Here is a 20,895-nt window from a genome sequence, read left to right on the forward strand (position 1 = left end):
CGGGGCTGGCGTGCCCGGGTGCGCCCCCTGACCCGCCTGCTCCACCTCGACCTCGTCCGCAGCGCCAAGGCCGTCCAGCACCTGACGACGTTCGTGGTCGCCGCGGTGTCGACGATCCTGCTGACCCGGCTGTACCTGGCGCTGACGGGGTACCCGCAGATCGGCGGCGACAGCGGACTGCACATGGCCCACGTCCTGCCGGGCGGACTGCTCATGCTCGTGGCGATGTGGCTGCAGTTCTCCTGCATCGGGCCCGGACCCCGGGCTGCGGCGGCCCTGGTGGGAGGTGCGGGTTTCGGGTTGTTCCTCGACGAGGTGGGCAAGTTCGTCACCTCCGACAACGACTACTTCTTCGAGCCGGCCGCGGCGATCGTGTACGTGGTGTTCACCGGGTTCGTCGTCGGGGCCCGGTCCTGGCGGCGGCGACGTCCCCTCTCCGACGCCGAGGTCGTCGCCGGGGCCGCGCACGTCCTCGTCGACGGGATCGCGGGCCGGCTGTCCGAGCCCCGCCGCCGGGAGGTGCTGCGTTCCCTCGACGGGATCGGCGACGTGCCCGCGGCGACGGAGCTGCGGTCCCTGCTGGAGCGGATCGAGGGCCGGCCTCCCGCTGCGCCGCAACGCCTCGAGACGGTGTGGGCCGCCGTGGCGCGAGGGTTCGAGCGGGCGGCGTCGTCGCGGTTCGCCCTGCCGGCGATGGGGTTCCTGCTGCTGGCCCAGACGGCGGGGGCCGCGATTGTCCTGCTGGCCCTGCGCCGCAGCGGCGACCCGCACGGCCTCGCGATCGCGGGGGTGCTGCTGGGCGCGGCGGGGTCGCTGGTGTTCACCCTGGTGGGACTGCTGCGGGGACGCCGGCGGGGCCGGCGCGCTGCGGTGGAGTCGTTCCAGCGCTCGGTGCTGACCTCGCTGCTGGTGACCCAGGTGTTCCTCTTCGCCGCCTCGCAGTTCGCGGCCACCGCGGGACTGCTCGTCGACCTGGCGCTGCTGGGGCTGGTGAACGCCGACCTCGCCCGCACGCGCCGGGCCCGTCGCTGAGCGGCGCGGGGATCCACCCGTTCGCGCCGGGGGCACCCCGCGGACCGCGTGGGGTCGGTGTTCTGCCACGGTGGGCGCGTGACCGTTGCGCACGCACCGCTGGCCGACCTCGTCGCGGCTGTCCCCGGCCTGCCGTCGGGGCGGCTGGTGTCCCCGGCGGGCTACCCCGGTGCGGAACCGCTGCTGTGGGTCTCCGCGGTGCCCGCGTCGGTCGGTGCGTGGACGGAACTGGCCGCCGCGCACGCGGTCACGGGGCTGTGGCCGGTCCTGCTCGAGGGCCTCGCGGACGACGACGTCGCCCGCCCGTGGCTGGAGGGCGAGTTCGCCCCCACCGGCTGGCGGGCCCTGGACGCCGCGGCCGTGGAGGAGTTCCTCGCCGGCGACTTCGCGGACGCGTTCGACGACGACGAGTTCCCCGACGGCGCGCCCGCCTGGCCCGGCCTGTCCCCGGCGCTCGTGCCCCTGGCCGACCCCGCCTCCGTCGCCGCGGTGCTCGCCGACGAGCTGCTGACCCACGGGCCGCACCGCCACCTCGGACTGGTGCGGGCCGAGCGGGGGGCCGACGTGCTCGCCGAGCTCGGCTGGCTCGGGGCGACGAACCACGACGCCGGTCCGGGGACGCTGTCGTCGGTCCTGCGCAGCTGGGAGGACCGGTTCGGGGCGCGGGTGGTGGCGATGGGTTTCGACACCCTCTTCGTCAGCGTCGCCGCCCCGCCGAGCGACGCCGCGGAGGCGTTCCCCGTCGCGGCGGAGCACCTCGGTCTCTGCTACGACGCGATCTTCCAGGACGGGCCCGGGGACCTCGACGGGTACGCGAGCGAACTCGTCGGTGTGGGGGTGTGGCGGTTCTGGTGGGACTGAACCCCGACGCGGGCGGGCGTGACGTCCCCCGCCCGCCCGGCCGCGGCTGGGCCCCGCACGTGCCCGCCGTCCTCGCGGCGCTGGCCCTGCTCCTCGGGCTGCAACTGCTCGGCACGCTGCTCGTCGACGTCACGCACCTGCCGGTCCCCGGGGCCGTGGTCGGCCTCGTGGTGCTCCTCGTCGTCGGAGCCCGGTTCCCCGGTCTCGTGCGCCGGGCGGAACCCGCGGGCGAACCGCTGCTGAAGCACCTGCAACTGCTCTTCGTCCCGCCCGGGGTGGGGGCGCTGACGCAGTTGTCGACCCTGGTCCACTCGGCCGGGCCGCTGGCCCTCGCCGTCGGCGGTTCGTTCGCGACCGGGTTGGTCGTCGCCGGGTCGTTGCTGCAGAAGATGTTGCGGCGCAGGGAGTCGGTGTGAGTGCGCTGATCCACGCGCCCGGTTTCGGGTTGGCGCTCACGGTCGCGGCCTACCTCGGCGCCGGGGAACTGCACCGCCGGCTCGGGCGGCCCGCGCTGCTGGCTCCCGTCCTCGTCGCGATGGTCGTGGTCTCGGTGGTGCTGGAGGTTCTCGGGATCTCCTACCAGGAGTACCTGGCCTCCGTGTCGATCCTGACCCTGTTGCTCGGCCCGGCCACGGTGGCCCTCGCGTTGCCCCTGCTCCGGTCGGGTCGGGCGCTGCTCGCCGACCGGACGGCGGTGCTCGTGACCCTCGTGGTGACGGGTGTCGTGAGCGTCGGTGTGACCGTGGCCGCGCTCCTGGCGCTGGGGGCCGACGACAGCCTGGTGCTCACGACGTTGCCCCGCTCGGTCACCACGCCCGTGGCGCTGACGGTGGGGGAGACGATCGGGGCGAACACGACGCTCGCGGTGGTCCTGACGCTGGTCTCCGGCGTCCTGGGGGCGACGGTCGGCCCGTGGCTGCTGGACCGGGTGCGCGTGTCCGACCCGCGGGCGCGGGGTTTCGCGATCGGCATGGTGTCGCACGGGATCGGGACCTCGCGGGCGCTCGTGGAGTCCGACGTGACGGGTGGGTGGTCCAGCGCGGCGATGGTGCTGAACGCCCTGGCGATGACGGTCGCGCTGCCTCTCGTGGCTCAGCTCTTCTCCTGATCTCCTCCTGACGGGGAGACCCGTCGTCAGCCGGTCAGGTCGAGGGCTTCGTCGCACCAGCGGACCAGGTGGGACAGGACCAGACCGCGCTGCCGGTACAGGTGCCCGGCGTCGACGGGGCGGTGGTACGCGTCGTGCTCGGGTTCGGCGGCCCGTTCCAGCAGCAACGGCAGCAACCACGCGTACTTCACGCACGAGGCCACCACGCCCAGCCGGGCGTCGCGCTCGTCCCCGTCCCACCCGCCGGCCCGCAACCCGTCGAGGTGGGCGGGCCAGCACGCGGCCTCGAGTTCCCCGAGGCGTTCCGCGGGCCAGAACAGGTCGAAGCAGGCGTCCGGCAGCCAGTTCCCCAGGTCCTCGCCGACGGCACCGTCCCCGGCGAACGCCCAGTCCAGGAGGACGACCTCGCCGCTGGGCCGGCGGATCGCGTTCGCGACCCAGGCGTCGAGGTGGCACAGCGCGCGGGGCAACCGTTCCACCACGGACACCAGGTGCTCGCGGTGGTCGAGCAGCCGGCGCCACCCGGCGCGCAGGTCGACCGGCCAGCTGTCGCGGACGAGGGGTCGGTCCCAGGCGGCGTCGTCGTCGACGAGGGCGGGGTCGCCGGGGCGGCTGGTGGAGTACGCGCGGAGGAACCCGCGCGACGCCCAGGTCGGTCGTGGGTGCGGCGGTCGGGCCTGCCAGCGTCCCAGGGCGGTGGCCGTCGCGACGTGGTCGGCGAACGCGAAGTCGGCTCCGGCGGTGCCGGGGACGTCCTCCAGCCACAGGCTCGTCGTGTCGCCGTCGGGAACGACCTCGGCGGCGGGCAGGTCGAGGCCCGTCCCGGCCAGCGACGCGCGGAAGGCGGGGTCCGCGTACACCTCCGCCTCGCGGGCCCAGTGGTTCCAGGCCGCGGGGGTCGACGACGACCTCCAGTGCGCCGGGGCGTCGGTGCCGGTCCCGGTGCGTCGCAGTCTCTTGTGGACGCGGGTGGAGCCGTCGGGGGCGTGGACGCGTTCGACGACGTCGGTCGTGGCGTTGTCCGGGTTGAACCTCAGGGTCTCGCGTTCCGGCGAGGTCATGGCCCGATCTTCGCAGGGAGCGACCAGCACGCACCTGAGGTGAGGCTAGGCTCCCCTCTTGTGCGCTCCCGACCCCTCGCCCTCGCCCTGACCGCCGGACTCCTGCTCGGCGGGTGCTCCAGCGCCCAGTCGGCCCCGGAGCAGACCGCCGCTACGGCCGAGCGCAGCGTGACGCACGCCCGGGGCACGACGGCGGTTCCCGCGGAACCCCAGCGGGTCGTCGTGCTCGAACCCCTCGAACTCGACACCGCGGTCGCGCTGGGGGTCACCCCGGTCGGGGCGGCCGTCGCGAGCAACGTGGCGGGGATCCCCGCCTACCTGGGCGTCGGCGGCGCCGTGAAGTCCGTCGGCACGGTCCCCGAACCGGACCTCGAGGCGATCGCGGCCCTGGAACCAGACCTCATCCTCGGGACGGACTCCCGGCACGGGGACCTCTACGGGAAGCTCGCCGGCATCGCGCCGACGGTGTTCATGGCGACCCAGGCCGACCCCTGGCAGGACAACGTGCGGCTCGTCGGGGAGGCGCTCGGTCAGGCGGAGGAGGCCGACCGGTTGCTGGCCGGGTACCGCTCGCGCTGCGAGGAGATCAAGGCCGAGCACGGCCTGACGGGGACGACGGCGAACCTCGTCCGTCCCCGGGACGAGGCGACGCTGAGCCTCTACGGGCCGACGTCGTTCGCCGGGAGCACGTTGGAGTGCGCGGGGTTCACGATCCCCGATCGCGACTGGCAGGACTCGATCCTCGTCGACGTCTCCCCGGAACGGGTTCCCGAGGCCGCCGCGGACCACGTGTTCGTCACGACCACCGACGTCCAGGATCCGAGTTCCGTCCCGACGCTGATCCGCGACAACCCGACGGCGTTCCCGGCGGTCTCGTTGGTCGACACGTCCTACTGGGTGTCCGGGGTCGGACCGCTGGGCGGGCAACGCGTCCTCGACGACATCGACCGCATCCTCGACCAGGCCTGACCCCGGAAACACGAACCGCGATCCCGCTGGGTTTCCCAGCAAGATCGCGGTTCGGGGTGGGGCTGGTGGTCAGTGCGCGGCCGTCGGGACCGGGATGGAACCGATCGCGGCGAGGCGTTCCTGACGGACGGAGTGCCGGTTGATGAGGCTGCCGGAGATGACCGCGACGAGCACCAGGGCGAGCGCGCCGCAGGCGAAGGCCACGTGGTAGCCGTGCAGGACGGCGTCGACGGGGTTCCCGCCGTGAGCGGCGACGGAACTCGCGAAGATCGTCGACAGCAGCGCGGTGCCGATGGAACCGCCGACCTGCTGGAACGTGTTGACGCTGGCGCTGGCGGCGCCGGCGTCCTCGCGGGCCACACCGCTGGTCGCGGTGTTCATGGCCGAGGAGATGATCAGCCCCATGCCCAGACCGGTCACGACCAGGGCGGGGAGGATCGTTCCGGCCCAGTGGCTCTCGGTGTTGGTGCGCAGGAACAGCAGCACCCCGGTGGCGGCGACGAGCGAGCCGATGGTGATGAGCGCCTTCGGCCCGATGCGCGGCAGCAGGCGCGGGGTGATCTGCGTCGCGGCCGTCATGATCGAGAGCGGCATCGGCAGGAAGGACAGCCCGGTCTCCAGCGAGGAGAACTGCAGCGTCTGACGCAGGTAGTAGGTCAAGAACAGGAAGATGCCGAACATCGCGACCCCGACGAGGCCGATCGCGATGAGCGCTCCACCGCGGTCGCGATCACGCACGATCCGCAGCGGCAGCAGCGGGTGCGAGACCCGGGACTCCACGACCACGAACAGGGCGACGAGGGCGACGCCGGCGGCGAGGCAGGTGATGGTCACCGCGTCGGACCACCCGTTGGTCTCGGCGGAGGAGAACCCGTAGACGATCCCGACGAGGCCGGCGGTGATGGTGATGGTGCCGATCAGGTCGAGGCGGGGACGGGGCCCGCGGACGGCCTTCGGCATGAAGAGGAGGGCGCCGACGACGCCGATGGCGGCGAAGACGACGTTCACGTAGAGGCACCAGCGCCAGGTCGTGTACTCGGTGAGGACGCCACCGAGCAGGACTCCCGTGGCGGCGCCGGATCCGGCGATGGCGCCGAAGACGCCGAACGCGCGGGCCCGGTCCTTGGGATCGGTGAACGTCGTGGTCAGCAGGGCCAGGGCCGAGGGGGCCAGCAGGGCGCCGAACACGCCCTGGAGGGCGCGGGCCGCGACGAGCTGTCCGAAGTTCTCGGCGAGGCCGCCGATCACGGAGGCCCCGGCGAAACCGATGAGCCCGATGATGAAGAGGTTCTTGCGCCCGAACAGGTCGCCGAGGCGACCGCCGAGCAGGAGCAGCGACCCGAAGGCCAGGGAGTAGGCCGTGACGATCCACTGGCGCTGGTCGTCGGCGAAGCCGAGGTCCGCCTGGGCCGCGGGGAGCGCGATGTTGACGATGGTCGCGTCGAGGACCACGGCCAGCTGTGCGATGCCGATGACGGCGAGGACGAACCACCGGTGGTCCTTGGTGGCCTTGTGGGCGGGGTGCGCCGCGGCGTGCTGCCCCGTGTGGGGTGGTGTGTTGGTCGGAGCGGTGTCGGAGCTCACGAGTTCTCCAGGAGTTTCGAGGTGCCGGCGGCGATCGGAGGCCGGCGTCAAGCGGACGGGTCGCGTCCACTTCCACCAGCGTACACGCAAACGGACGCGATGCGTCCATTTGTTCCCGGCGCACGAGTACCCTTGGGACCGTGAGCACGACGACCCACGACCGACCGCTGCGCGCCGACGCCGTCCGCAACCGGGCGCTCATCGTCGCCGCCGCCCGCCGCCTCTTCGCCGAGCGCGGTCTGGACGTGACCCTGCACGACGTGGCCGAGGCCGCCGGGGTGGGGGTCGGGACGGTCTACCGCCGCTTCCCGGACAAGGACGCCCTGCTCGGGGGGCTCGTCGAGGCCAAGCTCGAGAACCTGCTCGCGCTGGCCGAACGCTGCGCCGACCGGCCGAGCGGCCGGGAGGGCCTGCGGTCCTACCTGCTGGGGACGATGGAGCTGCGGGCCGGGGACAAGGCGTTGTCCACCACCGTCATGCGGGCCGCTCCCGCCACGGCGGACGCCGAGCGGCTGCGGGCCGACCTGAGCGAGGTGGTGACCCGGCTCGTGGACCGCGCGCACGAGGAGGGGGCGGTCCGGGAAGGCTTCACGGCGGCCGACGTGCCGTCGGTGTCCTCGATGATCGGCTCCATCGCCGACCGGACCCGCGGTGAAGGCCCTTCCGCCTGGCGTCGCTACGCAGCTCTGCTGCTCGACGCCGTCTGCCCTCCGGAGGGGCCGCTGCCCCCCATGGAGGGCACCCCGCCGGCGTGGGCGATCGGTGTGCCGCCCGCCTGCGCCTAGTCCCGGCGGGCGCCGAGCCGGCGACGGCTCAGGACCACTCGCCCTCGCCCGTGCCGAGGTGCTCGCGGCCGAGGGCGGTGAGGGGGACGGCCGCCAGGCTGGTGAGCCCGATGTCGAGCAGCGTCGCGCGCGAGACCCCCGACCCCCCGAGCGTGGACATGCCCTCGAGGACCGCGCAGAAGTACGCCCCGAGGGAGTTCGCGTCGGCCTCGGTCTCGATCTCACCCGCGCTCTGGGCCTCGACGATGCAGGCGGCGTAGTGCGCCCGCATGGACTCGAAGGCGGCGGCGACGGTCGCCGCGACCTCCGGGTCCTGGGCGGAGAGTTCCACGGCGGCCTTGGTGAAGAGGGACGGGGGCGCCTGCGCCGAGCCGTGCTCGACGGCCACCTTCACCAGCTGGGCGCGGATGCGGGTGATGGGGTCGTCCGAGCCGTGCCGGATCGACTCCACGGCGTCCACCGCCTCGGCGGCGTCGCTGAGGAACGCCCGCATGAAGAGGTCCCGCTTGCCGCCGAAGGTGTTGTAGAGGCTCTGGCGGGCCAGGCCCGTCGCCTCCAGCAGCGTGTCGAGCGAGGTGCCCGCGAAACCCGTCTCGGCGAACGCCTTCCGCGCGCGGGCGATGACGTCCGCCTCGTCGAACGAGCGGGGTCTGGGCATGGTCGTCCCTCCGGGGTCGGTACCTGGGCGTCGCACCATCCTGACGCACCCCGGCGAGCGGGGGCGCCGCCGGCGTCCGCCCCGCCTAGGGGGCGAGCGACGTGAGCGACGGGGTCGCGGCGGGGTCGTAGCGGCGGAAGACCGCGTCCGGGAAGTGCGGCCCGACGAGGACCGCGCCGTCGCGGCCGACGCGGTCGGCCAGGTCGGCCCGCGTGCGGATCGCCGCCGCCGCGTCGTGGTCGCCCACCCAGGCCAGGTCCGGGTGCAGGACCTCGGCCGGGCAGTGCACGGCGTCGCCGACGACGAGCGCGTGGCCGCGGGTCCCCCGCACGGCGAAGGCGAGGTGGCCCGGGGTGTGTCCCGGGGTCGCGACGGTCCGCACCCCGGCCACGGGCTCGCAGCCCTCGACCAGGGACCGGCGCCGGGCACCGATGATCTCCAGCTCGTGGGGCCGCGGACCGACGGGGTCGCTCCCGCGCTCCGGGTGGGTCCAGAAGTCCCACTCGTCCTCGCTGAGCCAGAGCTCCGCGTTCGGGAAGGTGGGGACGCCGTCGCCGGCCTCGTTCCCGAGCCAGCCGACGTGGTCGGCGTGCAGGTGCGTCAGCAGGACCGCGTCGACGTCACCGGGTTCGACGCCCACCTCGTGGAGGCTGTCGAGGAGCGTCCCACCGCGCATGTAGGCGTCGCGGGTCGTCCCCGGACGGAGCAGGGGGATGGTCCGGGCGCCGATGCCGGCGTCGACCAGGACGCGGCGCTCGCCCGTGCTGATGAGGACCGCGCCCACGCTGAGGACGAGCAGGCCGTCCCCGTCCACGACGTCGAGGTCGTCGGCGAACAGGTCGTCGTGACCTGCCGGGTAGGCCACGCCGGGCTCGGCACGGAACTCGCCGTCGGGCAGGTAGGTGAGGGTGGTCCCCCCGAGGTCGAGGGTGGTGGTGACGGCCGGGGAGGCGTTCACGGTGCTCCAGGTGGGGTCGGACCGACGGGGGAGAGGTCCTGCGCGGCAGCGTGCGCCGTGCGCCGTGAACCGAGGACGACGAACACCAGGGCCCCGGCGAAGGCGATCGCGCCGGCGAGGCGGAAGTCCGTGTCGAGGCCGGCGGAGGTCACCACCAGACCGCCGAGGACGGAACCCGCGGCGATGGCGAGCTGGATGGTCGTCACGAACAGCGCGAGGCCCGTCTCGGCCCCGGCTGGTGACGCGGTGGACATCCACGTCTGCATCGCCAGCGGCAGGGCGCCCCACGCGAAGCCCCACACCACGACGAGCACGAGGACCCCGACGGTGCTGTGCGCCAGCAGCGGCAGCAGCACGACCGTCGCCGCGAGCACGACCTGGGCCGTCCCCGCCGTGCCCAGCACGCTGCGGCCCAGCGTCGCGCCGGCCGCGAAGTTGCCGGCGATCCCGGCCAGGCCGAACACGAGGAGCGCGAAGGTCACGGTCCCGGGGCCGACGCCGGCCCGGTCCTGCAGGAAGGGGGTGACGTAGGTGGACGCGGCGAACTGCGCGGCGAAGGCGAACGCGGCCCCGAGGAGTCCGACCCGGGCGCGGGGCACGCGGAACAGCGCGCCGAGCGCCGAGACCCGGACACGGTGCGCCGCAGGGAGACCGGGCAGGGCGATCAGTTGCAGGACGAGGGCGGCGAGGCCGACCGCACCGCCGATGACGAAGGCGAGGCGCCAGCTCGCGAACGCCGAGACCGCCGCGCCCAGCGGGAGGCTGACGACCGTGGCGACCGAGATCCCCCCGGTGATCAGGGCGGTCGCCCGGATCGTGTCCGCCGGGGGCACGAGGCGCCCGGCGATCCCGGCCCCGATCGCCCAGAACCCGCCGAGGCTGATCCCCAGGAGCACCCGGTCGAGCAGGAGGAGCGGGAAGGTCGGGGCCAGGGCAGCGAGGACGTCGGAGACGACCAGCAGTGCGCCGAGCCCGGTGAGCACCACGCGCCGGTCGAGTCCGGAGGCGGCCACCGTGACCGCGGGGGCGGCGACCGCCGCGAGCAGCCCGGTGACGACGACCACCAGTCCGGCCGTCCCGACGGGCACGTCGAGGCCGGAGGCGATGGCCGGGAGGAGCCCGACGGGGAGGAACTCCGAGAGGACGATCGCGAACGACCCGAGGGCGACGGACGCGACGCCGAGTCGTCCCCGGCGCGCGGGCGACGGCGGGGGTGCGGGTTCGCGTTCCGTCGTGGCCGGGACGGACGTGGTGCGGTCGCTCATCGGGGTCTCCTCCTCGTCGGCTGGTGTGGTGCGGGCTGGTCCGGACCGGGTGGGTCAGGCGATGGTGGAGCCGCCGTCGACGAAGACCTCGCCGCCGGTCATGCCGGAGCTCTGGTCGGAGACGAGGAAGAGGACGGTGGCGGCGACCTCCTCGGGGCGCAGGACCCGGCCGAAGGGCAGCCCGGCGGCGATGGCCGCCAGGAGACCGGCTTCGTTGCCCGGGGCCAGACCGGTCAGTCCCGGCGTCTCGGTGGGCCCGGGGACGACGGTGTTGATGCGGATCCCGCGCGGGGCGAGCTCGGCGGCCCAGGTGCGGGTCAGCGTCGCCACCGCGGCCTTCGAGGCGCCGTAGAGGCCGAAGTCCTTCTCCGTCCCCGATCCGGCGGTGGAGCCGGTCACCACGATCGCGGCGCCTTCCCCGAGGAAGGGCAGCGCGCCCTGCACGGTGAGGATCGTGCCGCGGACGTTGGTCGCGAAGGCGGTGTCGATGTCCTGCGCGCTGACCTCGGCCAGGGGCTTGAACTCCCCGCCGCCGGCGTTGACGTGGACCGCGTGCAGTCCGGTGCCGCGACCGGCGACGGCCTCGAACAGGGCGTTCACCTGCGCCGGGTCGGAGGCGTCGGCCTGCACGGTGGTCACCGCGTCGCCGAGCTCCGCCGCGACCGCGTCGAGCTGCGCCCGGCGCCGCCCGGTCACGACGACGTGGGCCCCTTCCTCGACGAACCGGCGGACGACCGCCAGGCCGATGCCGGAGGTCCCGCCGGTCACCAGGGCCGTCTTGCCGGTGAGTGCTGCGTTCATCGTCGTGCTCCGTTCTCGTAGTGGACTGTTCGGTCTTTAACCTACGCCGTGATGGACCGTTCAGTCAAGAACAGGTGGCTGACGACGTGCCGGGGTAGGTGGCCGGGTTCGGGCGCGAGGTCACCGCGCGCCCGTCCGGCGGGCGTCCCGACCACCCTGACGGGGGGTTCAGACCTGGGAGACCAGGACGGTCGGGTCCCCCTCGAACCAGGCGCTGTCGATGCTGAGGTGCTGGATGCGCCACGTCGCCCCGTCACGCACGAGCCGGGCGGTGTAGCGGTTCATCATCAGGGCGTGCCGGGTCTGGACGGGGTCGGGTCCCTGGCCGGGCAGGAAGTGCACGGCCTGGGCGTAGCAGGTCAGGACAGCGGTGTCGCCGGTGATCTCGCTGCGCGGGTTGGTGACGCTGTGGCTGGTGTCCAGGGGACCGACGGCGCCGACGAGAGCGCCCACGACGGTCTCCCGGGGCGTCAGGACGGGGAACTCCAGACCGATCTTCGCCGTGGCCGGGGTGAGGTCGACGGTCGCGTCCGGCGTCAGGGCCGAGGTCATGAGGTCGGCGTCGGCGAGGTCCAGGGCGCGGGTGTAGCGCAGGACGGCGTCGACGACCTCGTGGTGGTCCACGAGGTGGCTGAGTTCCGCGGACGTCGCGCTGTCGGTGGTGAGGGTTCGCGTGGTCATTCTCGTTCTCCAGGGGAGTCGCATCAGGAGCGGGGCAGGACGTTGTGGTTGAGGCGGAACAGGTTCTGCGGGTCGTAGGTCGCCTTCACCCGCTGCGCACGGGCGAAGGTCTCGGGCAGGTAGGCCCGGCGGACGTCCTCGGGATCGGTGTCCCAGGCCGCGACGAAGTTCGCGTACGTGCCCGGCGCCGAGTGCGGTTCCAGGCGACGGAACGCCCGGTCCGTCCACGCCGACGCCTCGCCGGCCTGCGCCGGACCGATGACGAAGACGCACAACGCGAACGCGGCGTCGTGGTGCGCTGCGGCGTAGGGCAGGTCGGGGTTTGTGGCGAGCGCACCACCGAGCTGGCGCAGTTCCACGATGTGCGCCGGGCAGTCGGAGTCGGGACCGAACAGGTCGACGAGGTCGGCCAGCGACCCGGGCGTGAACTCCCGCAGCAGCACCGTGCGCTGGACGAAGGGCGCCGGGTCGACGGGGTCGTTGTGGATGGCCGCGTTCTCCCGGTAGGGGATCTCGGCGACCGTGTCCAGCACCACCGGGGCGCACCCGCGCAACGGCGCGAGCAACGCGTCGGCCGTGGCCGCGTCCCCGAGGAGGGAGAAACGCACGTGCACCGCGAACTTCCCGCTGAGGAAGTCCGGCAGGAACGGCAGCGGCGGGAAGCGCGTCAGCGCGATCGAGGTGGTGAGTTCGTCCGGGGCGTTCGCGGTCAGGTCGGCGTAGGCGGACAGCACGGCTTCGGCGTGCTCACCGGCGAAGAACAACCCCCCGGCGTGCAGGTGGGTCACGGGGAACAACCCGAACTCCAGCGCCGTGACGATCCCCACGTTGCTCTTGGAGGCCAGCAGACCCCACAACAGGTCGGCGTCGGGGGAGTCCGGCCGGTTCTCGAGGTGGTGCAGCCGCCCGTCGGCGGTCACGACGTCGAGGGCGGTGACGTGGTCGGAGGCCCAGCCGTGGGCGCGGCCCATCGTGGGACTCAACCCTCCGCCGAGGGTGTAACCGACCACGCCGACCAGGGGTGAGGACCCGTTGAGCGGAGCGAGCCCGTGCTCGGCGGCGGCGTCCACCACCGCCTGCCAGCGGACCCCGGCCCCCACGCGCACCGTGCGCCGCACGGGATCGACGCTCACGTCGTCCATCCGGCGGGTGGTGACCAGCACCGCACCGTCGGTGGACAGCGAACCCTGGTGACCGGTGGCCATCACGGCCACCGGCAGTCCCCGGTGGGCCGCGAAGAGCACCGCGGCCTGCACGTCGGCGGCGCTCGCGGCGCCGACGACGACCGCCGGGGAGTGGGCCACGGCGAGGTTGTAGGGCGAGCACTCGGCGGCGTACCCGTCGTCGCCGGGGAGCAGGACCTGCCCGTCCACGGCGCCGACCAGGGCGTCGAGGCTGTCCAGGGCGGGGGTGACCGGGGACTGCCCGGTCACGGTGTCCACAGCGTTCTTCACAGCATCGTCTCCAGGAGGTGGAACGTGGTCGCCGCTCGTTCCGGCGTCGTGGACCACTCCACCTCCCGCCCGTCGACGACGTGTCGACGGCGTGTGGACGCCCCGTGGACGCCCGTGTCAGCGCGACCGCGCGGCGGCCACCGCCCGGTCCAGCGGGAACTCCAAGGGCGCGCCGTGCCCGGGGCCGATGACGTCCGCCGGCACCGCGGCCAGCACGTCCAGGGCCGCCGCGGTGGCCGCCGGGTCGTGGTGGAAGAAACCCCTCAGCAATTGCGGGCCCTCGACCGCGCTGAGCGGGTGCCCGGTCACGAGGGCGTCGCCCGTCAGGACCACACCCAGGTCGGGGAGGAGGAACGCGCTGTGCCCGCTGGTGTGCCCGGGGGTCGGCACCGGCACGGGGCGGCCGGGGACGTCGAGGGCCGCGCCGGCGCGCGGGGACGGGAACGCCTGCGCGTCGGCGATCCGCACGTCCCGGGTGCCGCCGCTGCGCACCGCCCGCACGGCCCAGGCCGCGACGCGGGGACGCCACGCCTGGCGCAGCACCGTCGGGACGCCGACCTGTTCCAGGTGCTCGCGGCGGGCGTGCGCGACCTCGACGGGGTCCAGCAGCACGGGTACCCCCGGCGCCGCGCGCAGCACGGCGCTCAGACCTCCGACGTGGTCGACGTGGGCGTGGGTCACGAGGACCGCACGGACGTCGCGGGGCTGGTGCCCCAGCGCCGCGACGGAGGCCAGGACGAGTTCCCCGTGGCCGGGGTAGCCGGCGTCGATCAGGGTCAGGTCGCGCCCGTCGCGCAGCAGGTACCAGTTCGCGAGGGGGGTCCGCGCGCAGAACACCTCGGGGGCGATCTGGAGGAGTTCCCAGCCTCCCGCGGGACGACGGACGTGCACCGGTCTCCTGGAACTGTTCATGCCGGGAAACTACCGGCCGCGGGGGGTTGCGCCGTCCGCGGAAGGGCGGACACGGGTCCCGGCCCCGACCAGGGGAACCGCAGACCGGTCGAGAATCGTTCTGCAGCAGGAGATCAGGTGAACCCAGGTTTCCGTGTCGACGGGACGTCCACGCCACGTCGACAACCCCGTGCGGCACTGGTGCCAGCACCCGCCGAGCACGTCCCGCCCCACCGAGCACCGGAGGCAGCACCCGTGGTCACCGTCAGCCGAACCCCGACCCGTGCGGGGCGGCACCGTCCGCCCGCAGGACTCCGCGGAACCGAGGTGGGCTGACCGTGCGCATCACCGTCCTGGCCATGGGTTCCCGCGGCGACGTCCAGCCGGCCGCCGTCCTCGGAGCCGAACTGGTCCGCCGCGGCCACGAGGTGGTGCTGGCCACCACCGACGACCTCACCCACTTCGGTGAGGCCCTCGGCCTCCCCGTCGTCCCGTTCGGGTTCGACATGCGCGCGTTCCTCCGCTCCGACCAGGGCCAGGAGTTCCTCCGGAACTCCGACGTCCACCAGTACCTGGAGGGTTTCGTGCGGATGAAGACCGTCCACGCGGACGTCCTGCACCCCGCGATGGTCCGGGCCTGCGAGGGCGCGGACGTCATCGTCTCGAACACCCTGCTGCTGGACGAGGCGTCGTGCCTGGCCGAGGCGTCGGGGGCCGTGGTCGTCGCGATCCACCACGCCCCCCGACGGGCGAACTCCGCCTTCCCGTCGTTCATGCTGACGCGGCGACGCGTTCCCCGACTCCTGAACCGGGCGACCCACGCCCTGTACGCCCGGTGGGAGCAGAAGGCCACCGAGGGCTACACCAACGCCTTCCGACGCTCCGTGGGCCTGTCCGCGACCACCGTCCCGATCGCCCGGCGCCTGGCGCAGGCCGGTGCGCTGGAACTGCAGGCCTACGGCGAGGCGCTGGTCCCGGAACTGAGGTCCTGGTCCCCGCGGTTCCCACTCACCGGGCCCGTGGTGGCGACGCCGGAGCAACGGGAGCGCTGGGGCGAGGCGACGTGGGACGCGGACCTGGAGGAGTGGCTGCGCGCGGGCGAGGCGCCGGTGTTCTTCGGGTTCGGCAGCATGCCCGTCGCCGATCCCACCGCCCTCTTAGCCCTGGTGCAGGCCGTGTGCCGGGAACTGGGGGTCCGCGGGCTGGTGGGGGCCGGGTGGACCGACCTCGCCGCGGCCGACGCGACGGAGCGGGTCCGCGTCGTCGGGCCGGTGGACCACACGCTGCTCTTCCCGCGCTGCGCCGCCGCCGTCCACCACGGGGGCGCCGGGACGACGGCGGCCTCCGTGACCGCCGGGCTGCCGACCGTTGTCTGCGCCGTCTCCTTCGACCAGCCCTTCTGGGGCGGACGCCTGCACGACCTCGGCATCGGCGCCTGGTTCCCGTTCCGCGACCTGACGGCCCCCCGGCTGGTCGAGGCCCTCCGCGGCGTCCTGACCGAGGAGGCCGCCGGACGTGCACGCTCGATCGGTTCCGCCCTGGGGCAGGAGGACGGTGCCCGGGCCGCGGCGACGGAGATCGAGCTGGCGACCAGCGCCCGTCGCCCGCTCGGAACGGTCACGCACGCCGGAACCGACCTGAGGAGGACCCCGTGAACGACACCCTGCCGGCCGCCCGCGACCACCTCGTGGCGGCCGCCCACGACCACCTCGTGGCGGCCGCCCACGACCACCTCGTGGAGGCCGCCCGCGACCTCGTCCCGGCGCTGCGTGCGGGGGCACCGGCGGCGGAACGGGGGCACCGCCTGACCCCGGGAGACGCGCGCTTCCTGCACGAGGCGGGGTTCTTCGCCCTGCACGCCCCCGCCGCCCTCGGTGGCCTCGGCGCCTCGATCGCGACCGCCGTGGACGTGCACGCCGAACTGGCCCGCGGGTCCGGGTCGGCCGCGTGGTGCGCGGTGATCCTCTCCGGCGCCGGCCTGCTCGCCTCCCGGTTCCCCGCGGCCGGTCGCGAGGAGCTGTGGGCGGACGACCCGCGCGCCGGCGTGTGCGGGAGCTTCTTCCCCACCGGCACCGGCCGCCGCGTCCCCGGGGGGTTGCGGGTCAGCGGACGCTGGCAGCCGATGTCGGGCGTCCACCACGCGCGGTGGGCGCTGCTGCCCGTCCTCGTCCAGGACGTCCAGGACGAGCGGCCCGCGGTGGAGGCGGTCCTCGTCCCCGTCGAGGCGCTGGACGTCGAACCCACCTGGGACGTCGTCGGGATGGCGGGCACGGGCAGCGACACCGCCGTCGCGCAGGACGTCCTCGTGCCGCAGCGGCGTTGCGCGCCGTTCGGGGCCCTCCTCGGGGCGGGCGCGCCCGACGCGGACGACCCCCTGCGGTCGACGACCGCCTACTCGGCCGTGGGCGTGTGCGCCGGTGCCGTCCTGGTGGGGATGGCGCGCGCCGGTCTCGAGCTCGTGCTCGACGCCCTCGGGGAGGGCCGTCCGCTCGCCTCCTCCACCTACGCCGACGCGCGGGACGCGCCGGGCGTGCGGTTCGACGTGGCGAGCGCCGCCCGGCTGGTGGACACCGCCGGCCTGCACCTGGCCCGCGCCACCGGCGAGGTCGAGCGGGGGGCGCGGGAGGGACGTCAGCTCGACGTCGCGACCCGGGCGCGCGTGCGGGCGGACCTGGCCACGATCACCGTCTCCACGCGCGCGGCGCTGGGGCACCTGCTCGACGCCGGCGGGGCCCGCTCCTTCGCCGCGGGCAACCCGTTGCAGGCGGTCTGGCGCGACGTGGAGGTCCTCTCCCGCCACCCGCTGCTCGCCCCGGGGCTCAACGTCGACGTCTACGCCCGCACCCTGCTGGGCTCGCAGGAGCAGGTGGCGGCGTTCGTCTGATCGCGGGTCGATCGCTTCGGGGCCGCTCGCTGCGGGTCAGCCGTCGCGGGTCCAGTCGACCAGGAGCGTGCGGCACAACCCGTCCCACGTCGTCGGGTCCCACCCGGTCAGCGTCCGCCAGCGGTCCAGCCGGTAGCGGACGGTGTTGACGTGCACGTGCAGGGCGCTCGCCGTGGCCGACAGCGACGACCCCGCGTCGGCGAAGGCGGTGACCGTCTGGAGCAGGTGCGGGTTGTCCACGGCAGCCCGCAGACCGGGTTCGAGCACCTGGCGCAACCGCGGGGCCTGCTCGCTCAGGCTGACCGGGAGCCACCACTGCTCGAAGGCCACGACCGGTCGGCGGGGGTCGGCGTGGGCCAGGCAGAGGACGGCGTCGCGGTAGCTGTCGACCGCCCCCGGGACGCCCGGACGGCTCAGGCCCACGCCGACCCGGGCGGCGGGGTCGACCCGGTGGACCCGGGTGACGAGCTTCGCGGGGTCCGCGCCCTGCAGGACGGCGACCATGGTCTGCCCGACGCCGGCGACCTGGAGGTGCTGCGTCGCCGGCCGCGGCACCCCGTCGCGTTCGTGCCAGCGCTGCAGCTGTGACTCCGACCAGCCGCCGACCGACCAGCACACCACCTGGAACTGCCCCGCGAGGTCGTAGCCCAGGCTGACCGCGGCGCGTTCGGCGACGTCGCGTTCGACGTCGCCCTGGCTGAGGGCCTGCACGAAGCGGTGGGTGGAGCGGATGTCGACCGCCTCCAGGGCCACGGTGGCCTCGCTGTGCGCCTGGGAGGCCGCCGCGGTGATGGCCTGCATCCAGGACCAGACGCCGTCGACGCCCGCCAGCAGGTCCAGCTGCAGCTCCTGGCGCCCGGACTCCCGGGCGAGTTCCTGCAGGTGGGCCCAGAGCCGCTGGAAACCGACCTGGAAGGCGCTGATCAGCGCGTGCAGCGGGACGCGGTCGAGGGCCCGCTGCCGGCCCAGGTCGCGGGCGGCCTGGAGTTCGCGCTCGTCGGGGCCCCGACCGCAGGCCAGCCCGGTCACCATGTCGCGGAGCTGCCCCTCGGTGTGCCCGATCTGCTGGGTCACCGTCGTCGAGCCGTACTCCGCCACCCGGTCGTGGATGAGGTCGATGACCTCCAGGGTCAGGGCGGGGACGCTGTCCTGGGCGCGGGTGAAGAGTTCCGTCAGCGTCGTGATCGGGGGCCGGTCGGCCCCGCGCTCGATCCGCTCGGACGTTCCGGTCACCGGTTCCCCCTCCAGCCCCTGCACCTTGTGAGATCCACAAGGTGGGGCCGTCCATCTCTGGCGCTGCAGCTCTGTCCCCGCGGGGGCCCGAGCGCTCACCCTACGAGCACACCCACCGCGCACTCGAGAGGACCGTCCCGTGCCCCACGACGTCTCCCGGCAGGACCGGGAGCCCGCACCGGACCTCGAACTGACGGTCCTCGGTGCGGTCTCGATGCGCTGGTGCGGTACGGACGTGGACCTCGGCACCCCTCAGCAGCGGGCGCTCTGGGCGGTCCTCGTGCTGCGGTCTCAGCAGGTGGTCCCCGTCGAGGAACTCGTCGAGGCGCTCTGGGACGGCGAGGCCCCCACCGGGGCGCGCACGACGGTCCGCACCTACGTCTCCCGTCTGCGGCGGGTCCTCTCCGCCTGCGGAGCCGACGGCGAGGTCCGGCTGGAATCCCGTTCCGGGGGGTACGGCCTGTTCCTGCCCCCGGGGGTGGTGGACGTCGACCTGTTCCGCGGTGAGGTCGCCGCGGCCCGCGCCGCCGCGCGCGACGGGCGGGACTCCCTGGCGCACGAGCGGTTGCGCACGGCCCTGGCGCGGTGGACCGGTCGTGCGCTGGCCGCGGTGGACGGCCCGTACCTGACCGCTCGCCGCGCCCACCTGGAACTGCTGCACGCCGACGCGGTGGAGGACCTGTGGGCGGCCGAGCTCGAGACGGCCGGGCCCGGGCCCGGAACCGTCGCCGAGCTGGTGGACGCCGTGGCCGCGGAACCGCTGCGCGAACGCCGCCGGGAACTGCTGATGCTCGCCCTCTACCGCAGCGGCCGTCAGGCGGAGGCGCTCGCCACCTACCGCGAGGCGCACGAGTTCCTCGGCGCCGAACTCGGTGTCGACCCCGGTCCCGGTCTGCAGTCGTTGCACGAGAGGGTGTTGCGGGCCGACCCCGCGCTGGCGGGACGGACCGCGATCCGCCGCCCCGACGCCGACGCCCCGGGCGGGGTGCCCGCCGGAGTTCCGGCGCAACTGCCGCCGCGGGCCGAGCCGTTCGTGGGGCGGGCGGAACTCCTCGACCGGTTGGCGGCGTCCTTGCCGGACGCGGGCCGGCTCGTGGTCGAGGGTCTCACCGGGCTGGGCGGAACCGGGACGAGCGCCCTGGCCGTGCAGGTCGCGCACCGGGTGCGGGGGAGTTTCCCCGACGGTCAGCTCTACGCCGATCTCCGCGGCGGTGCGGGCCCGGTGAACGCGCACGACGTGCTGGGTGCGTTCCTGCGCGCGCTGGGGACCGCCCCGCACGCGGTCCCCGAGGCGCGCGCCGAACGGATCGCGACCTGGCGCACGGTGACCGACGGACGGCGCCTCCTGCTGCTGCTGGACCACGTCACCACGGCGGAAACGGTGCGTGACCTGCTGCCCGCCGGAGCCGGCAGCGCCGTCCTGTTCACCAGCGCCCGGCGGCTGCCCGCGTTGTCCCCGGTGCGCTGGACCACCGTGGGGCCGCTGCCCGCGCACGAGTCGCTCGAGCTGCTGGGAGCGGTGGCCGGCCACGAGCGGGTCCTCGCCGAGCGGGAGGTGTCCGAGCAGGTGGTCGCCGCGTGTTCGCACCTGCCGCTGGCGGTGCGCGTCGCGGCTGCGCGCCTGCTGGACCGGCCGGGGTGGAGCATCGCCCAGATCGCGGCCCAGCTCGCCGACGACCTGCGCGAGCCGGTGGTGATGGCCGCCGACTGCGCGATCGTCGACGCGCCGCTGCAACGAGTGCAGGACAGCCTGGGACGCGAACTGGGGCAGGCGTTCTGCCTGCTCGCGGTGCCCGACTGCGCCTGGCTCGACGACGGCGCCGCCGCCGCCGTCCTCGACGTCGCCCTGGTCCACGCCCGCGGGGCGCTGGAGGAACTGGTCGACGCCCACCTCCTGCTGGCCGAACCCGGTGGCCGCTACCGCTTCCCCGGCCTGGTCAAGGCGTTCGCCCGCCGGCAGGCCTGGGTCGCCGACCACGACCGCTGCCGCGCTGCGCTGCAACGCCTCGTCGAGCACCACGCGCAGGCGCTGCGCGAGCGTGTGCCCTCCTCCGGGGCCTCGCTGCGCAGCCTGGGCACGGCTCGCCGCGACCTGCCGGTGCCGGTCCTGCAGGAGTTCCTGGCCGCGCTGCCCGTCGCCTGAACCTGTTGCCGCCCTGCAGGCCGGATTCCCCGCGAAGGAGACCTGCAGCGGGTTGTCTCGATCAACGCCGGCAACGCCCACGAGCACGCCGCCGGTACCGCCGTCACCGAACTCGAACAGGACGCACCGTTCCCCGCTGAGTCCCCGCCGGCCTCACGGGGGCCAGGTCGAATGACGAGGATCTGCCCGCAGAACCGTCTGGTGGCGGCCTCGGCCGCTTCCGCGGCGGATGGACACGAAGATCCATCTCAGCGTCGACGCGTCTCGGACGCCCCCGTTCGACCCACCTCACCCCGGGCCAGGCCGGGGAAGACCCGCAACTGCTGCCACTGCTGGACGACATCGCCGTCGTGGTCCAAGACGCTGCCGCGCCGGTTCACCGCAGCCTCCTCGATGCGGTGCCGGCCGCCGAGGCCCGCTCCCACCCCGCCACCCGCAACGCCTTGCGCCGGCGCGGATCCGCGCCGGCATTCCCGAACGCAGTGGTCCCCTTCGCCCACCGCTGGGCGAAGGGGGCCACGGGTGGG

At 74.4% G+C, this 20,895-nt stretch carries 20 protein-coding genes; 9 read left to right on the forward strand and 11 right to left on the reverse strand.

Annotation, left to right across the window (positions count from 1 at the left end):
- Positions 1-18: 18 nt before the first annotated feature.
- From ACFQ46_RS16665 to ACFQ46_RS16680, 4 genes are all read left to right on the forward strand, one after another.
- Positions 19-1,032, forward strand: a complete 1,014-nt coding sequence (locus tag ACFQ46_RS16665; RefSeq protein WP_380260503.1) for a hypothetical protein — start codon at positions 19-21, stop codon at positions 1,030-1,032.
- Between the two features lie 78 nt (positions 1,033-1,110).
- Positions 1,111-1,893, forward strand: a complete 783-nt coding sequence (locus tag ACFQ46_RS16670) for a DUF4253 domain-containing protein (RefSeq protein ID WP_380260504.1) — start codon at positions 1,111-1,113, stop codon at positions 1,891-1,893.
- Positions 1,884-2,309: a CidA/LrgA family protein gene (locus tag ACFQ46_RS16675; protein ID WP_380260505.1), complete on the forward strand. Its 426-nt coding sequence runs from the start codon at positions 1,884-1,886 to the stop codon at positions 2,307-2,309. The genes ACFQ46_RS16670 and ACFQ46_RS16675 overlap by 10 nt, the downstream gene beginning before the upstream one ends.
- Positions 2,306-3,001: an LrgB family protein gene (locus tag ACFQ46_RS16680; protein ID WP_380260506.1), complete on the forward strand. Its 696-nt coding sequence runs from the start codon at positions 2,306-2,308 to the stop codon at positions 2,999-3,001. The genes ACFQ46_RS16675 and ACFQ46_RS16680 overlap by 4 nt, the downstream gene beginning before the upstream one ends.
- Before the next feature lie 26 nt (positions 3,002-3,027).
- Here ACFQ46_RS16680 and ACFQ46_RS16685 read toward each other — a convergent pair whose 3' ends face one another.
- Positions 3,028-4,062, reverse strand: coding sequence for an aminoglycoside phosphotransferase (locus tag ACFQ46_RS16685; RefSeq protein WP_380260507.1), 1,035 nt, complete (start codon positions 4,060-4,062; stop codon positions 3,028-3,030).
- Between the two features lie 60 nt (positions 4,063-4,122).
- On the opposite strand from ACFQ46_RS16685, the gene ACFQ46_RS16690 reads away from it, so the two are divergent.
- Complete coding sequence (locus ACFQ46_RS16690) at positions 4,123-5,031, forward strand: ABC transporter substrate-binding protein (RefSeq protein WP_380260508.1); 909 nt, start codon at positions 4,123-4,125, stop codon at positions 5,029-5,031.
- A 69-nt stretch (positions 5,032-5,100) separates the two neighbouring features.
- On the opposite strand, the gene ACFQ46_RS16695 is transcribed toward ACFQ46_RS16690, so the two are convergent.
- Complete coding sequence (locus tag ACFQ46_RS16695; RefSeq protein ID WP_380260509.1) at positions 5,101-6,615, reverse strand: MFS transporter; 1,515 nt, start codon at positions 6,613-6,615, stop codon at positions 5,101-5,103.
- Between the two features lie 140 nt (positions 6,616-6,755).
- Here ACFQ46_RS16695 and ACFQ46_RS16700 point away from each other — a divergent pair, with 140 nt between their 5' ends.
- A complete protein-coding gene (locus tag ACFQ46_RS16700; RefSeq protein WP_380260510.1) occupies positions 6,756-7,400 on the forward strand; it encodes a TetR/AcrR family transcriptional regulator in 645 nt (214 codons plus the stop codon).
- A 28-nt stretch (positions 7,401-7,428) separates the two neighbouring features.
- On the opposite strand, the gene ACFQ46_RS16705 is transcribed toward ACFQ46_RS16700, so the two are convergent.
- The 7 genes from ACFQ46_RS16705 to ACFQ46_RS16735 form a co-directional block, all read right to left on the reverse strand.
- Entirely contained in the window at positions 7,429-8,058 is a 630-nt protein-coding gene (locus ACFQ46_RS16705; RefSeq protein ID WP_380260511.1) for a TetR/AcrR family transcriptional regulator, read from the reverse strand.
- A gap of 85 nt (positions 8,059-8,143) precedes the next feature.
- On the reverse strand, positions 8,144-9,016 hold the full coding sequence (locus ACFQ46_RS16710) for an MBL fold metallo-hydrolase (RefSeq protein ID WP_380260512.1): 873 nt from the start codon (positions 9,014-9,016) through the stop codon (positions 8,144-8,146).
- Positions 9,013-10,281, reverse strand: a complete 1,269-nt coding sequence (locus tag ACFQ46_RS16715) for an MFS transporter (RefSeq protein WP_380260513.1) — start codon at positions 10,279-10,281, stop codon at positions 9,013-9,015. Before ACFQ46_RS16715 ends, ACFQ46_RS16710 begins: the two co-directional genes overlap by 4 nt.
- Before the next feature lie 54 nt (positions 10,282-10,335).
- Positions 10,336-11,082 carry an SDR family NAD(P)-dependent oxidoreductase gene (locus ACFQ46_RS16720; protein ID WP_380260514.1) on the reverse strand — a complete coding sequence of 249 codons (747 nt, stop codon included), beginning with the start codon at positions 11,080-11,082 and terminating at the stop codon, positions 10,336-10,338.
- 168 nt (positions 11,083-11,250) lie between these two features.
- A complete protein-coding gene (locus tag ACFQ46_RS16725) occupies positions 11,251-11,763 on the reverse strand; it encodes a nuclear transport factor 2 family protein (RefSeq protein ID WP_380260515.1) in 513 nt (170 codons plus the stop codon).
- A gap of 23 nt (positions 11,764-11,786) precedes the next feature.
- Entirely contained in the window at positions 11,787-13,205 is a 1,419-nt protein-coding gene (locus tag ACFQ46_RS16730) for an FAD-binding oxidoreductase (RefSeq protein ID WP_380260516.1), read from the reverse strand.
- Positions 13,206-13,334: 129 nt separating this feature from the next.
- Positions 13,335-14,129 carry an MBL fold metallo-hydrolase gene (locus ACFQ46_RS16735; protein WP_380260517.1) on the reverse strand — a complete coding sequence of 265 codons (795 nt, stop codon included), beginning with the start codon at positions 14,127-14,129 and terminating at the stop codon, positions 13,335-13,337.
- A 317-nt stretch (positions 14,130-14,446) separates the two neighbouring features.
- On the opposite strand from ACFQ46_RS16735, the gene ACFQ46_RS16740 reads away from it, so the two are divergent.
- Positions 14,447-15,763, forward strand: coding sequence for a glycosyltransferase (locus ACFQ46_RS16740; protein ID WP_380260518.1), 1,317 nt, complete (start codon positions 14,447-14,449; stop codon positions 15,761-15,763).
- Positions 15,760-16,992, forward strand: a complete 1,233-nt coding sequence (locus ACFQ46_RS16745) for an acyl-CoA dehydrogenase family protein (protein WP_380260519.1) — start codon at positions 15,760-15,762, stop codon at positions 16,990-16,992. Before ACFQ46_RS16740 ends, ACFQ46_RS16745 begins: the two co-directional genes overlap by 4 nt.
- A gap of 36 nt (positions 16,993-17,028) precedes the next feature.
- Here the strand turns inward: ACFQ46_RS16745 and ACFQ46_RS16750 are convergent, their stop codons facing one another.
- The gene (locus ACFQ46_RS16750; protein WP_380260520.1) at positions 17,029-18,225 is read right to left on the reverse strand and encodes a PucR family transcriptional regulator; all 1,197 of its coding nucleotides are present in this window, start codon (positions 18,223-18,225) and stop codon (positions 17,029-17,031) included.
- 139 nt (positions 18,226-18,364) lie between these two features.
- Between ACFQ46_RS16750 and ACFQ46_RS16755 the strand changes: the two genes are divergently transcribed.
- Entirely contained in the window at positions 18,365-20,368 is a 2,004-nt protein-coding gene (locus tag ACFQ46_RS16755; RefSeq protein WP_380260521.1) for a BTAD domain-containing putative transcriptional regulator, read from the forward strand.
- Positions 20,369-20,616: 248 nt separating this feature from the next.
- Here ACFQ46_RS16755 and ACFQ46_RS16760 read toward each other — a convergent pair whose 3' ends face one another.
- Positions 20,617-20,793: a hypothetical protein gene (locus ACFQ46_RS16760; RefSeq protein ID WP_380260522.1), complete on the reverse strand. Its 177-nt coding sequence runs from the start codon at positions 20,791-20,793 to the stop codon at positions 20,617-20,619.
- Positions 20,794-20,895: the final 102 nt, after the last annotated feature.

Origin of the sequence: Kineococcus sp. GCM10028916 (assembly GCF_042674865.1) — a bacterium.
GTDB lineage: Bacteria > Actinomycetota > Actinomycetes > Actinomycetales > Kineococcaceae > Kineococcus.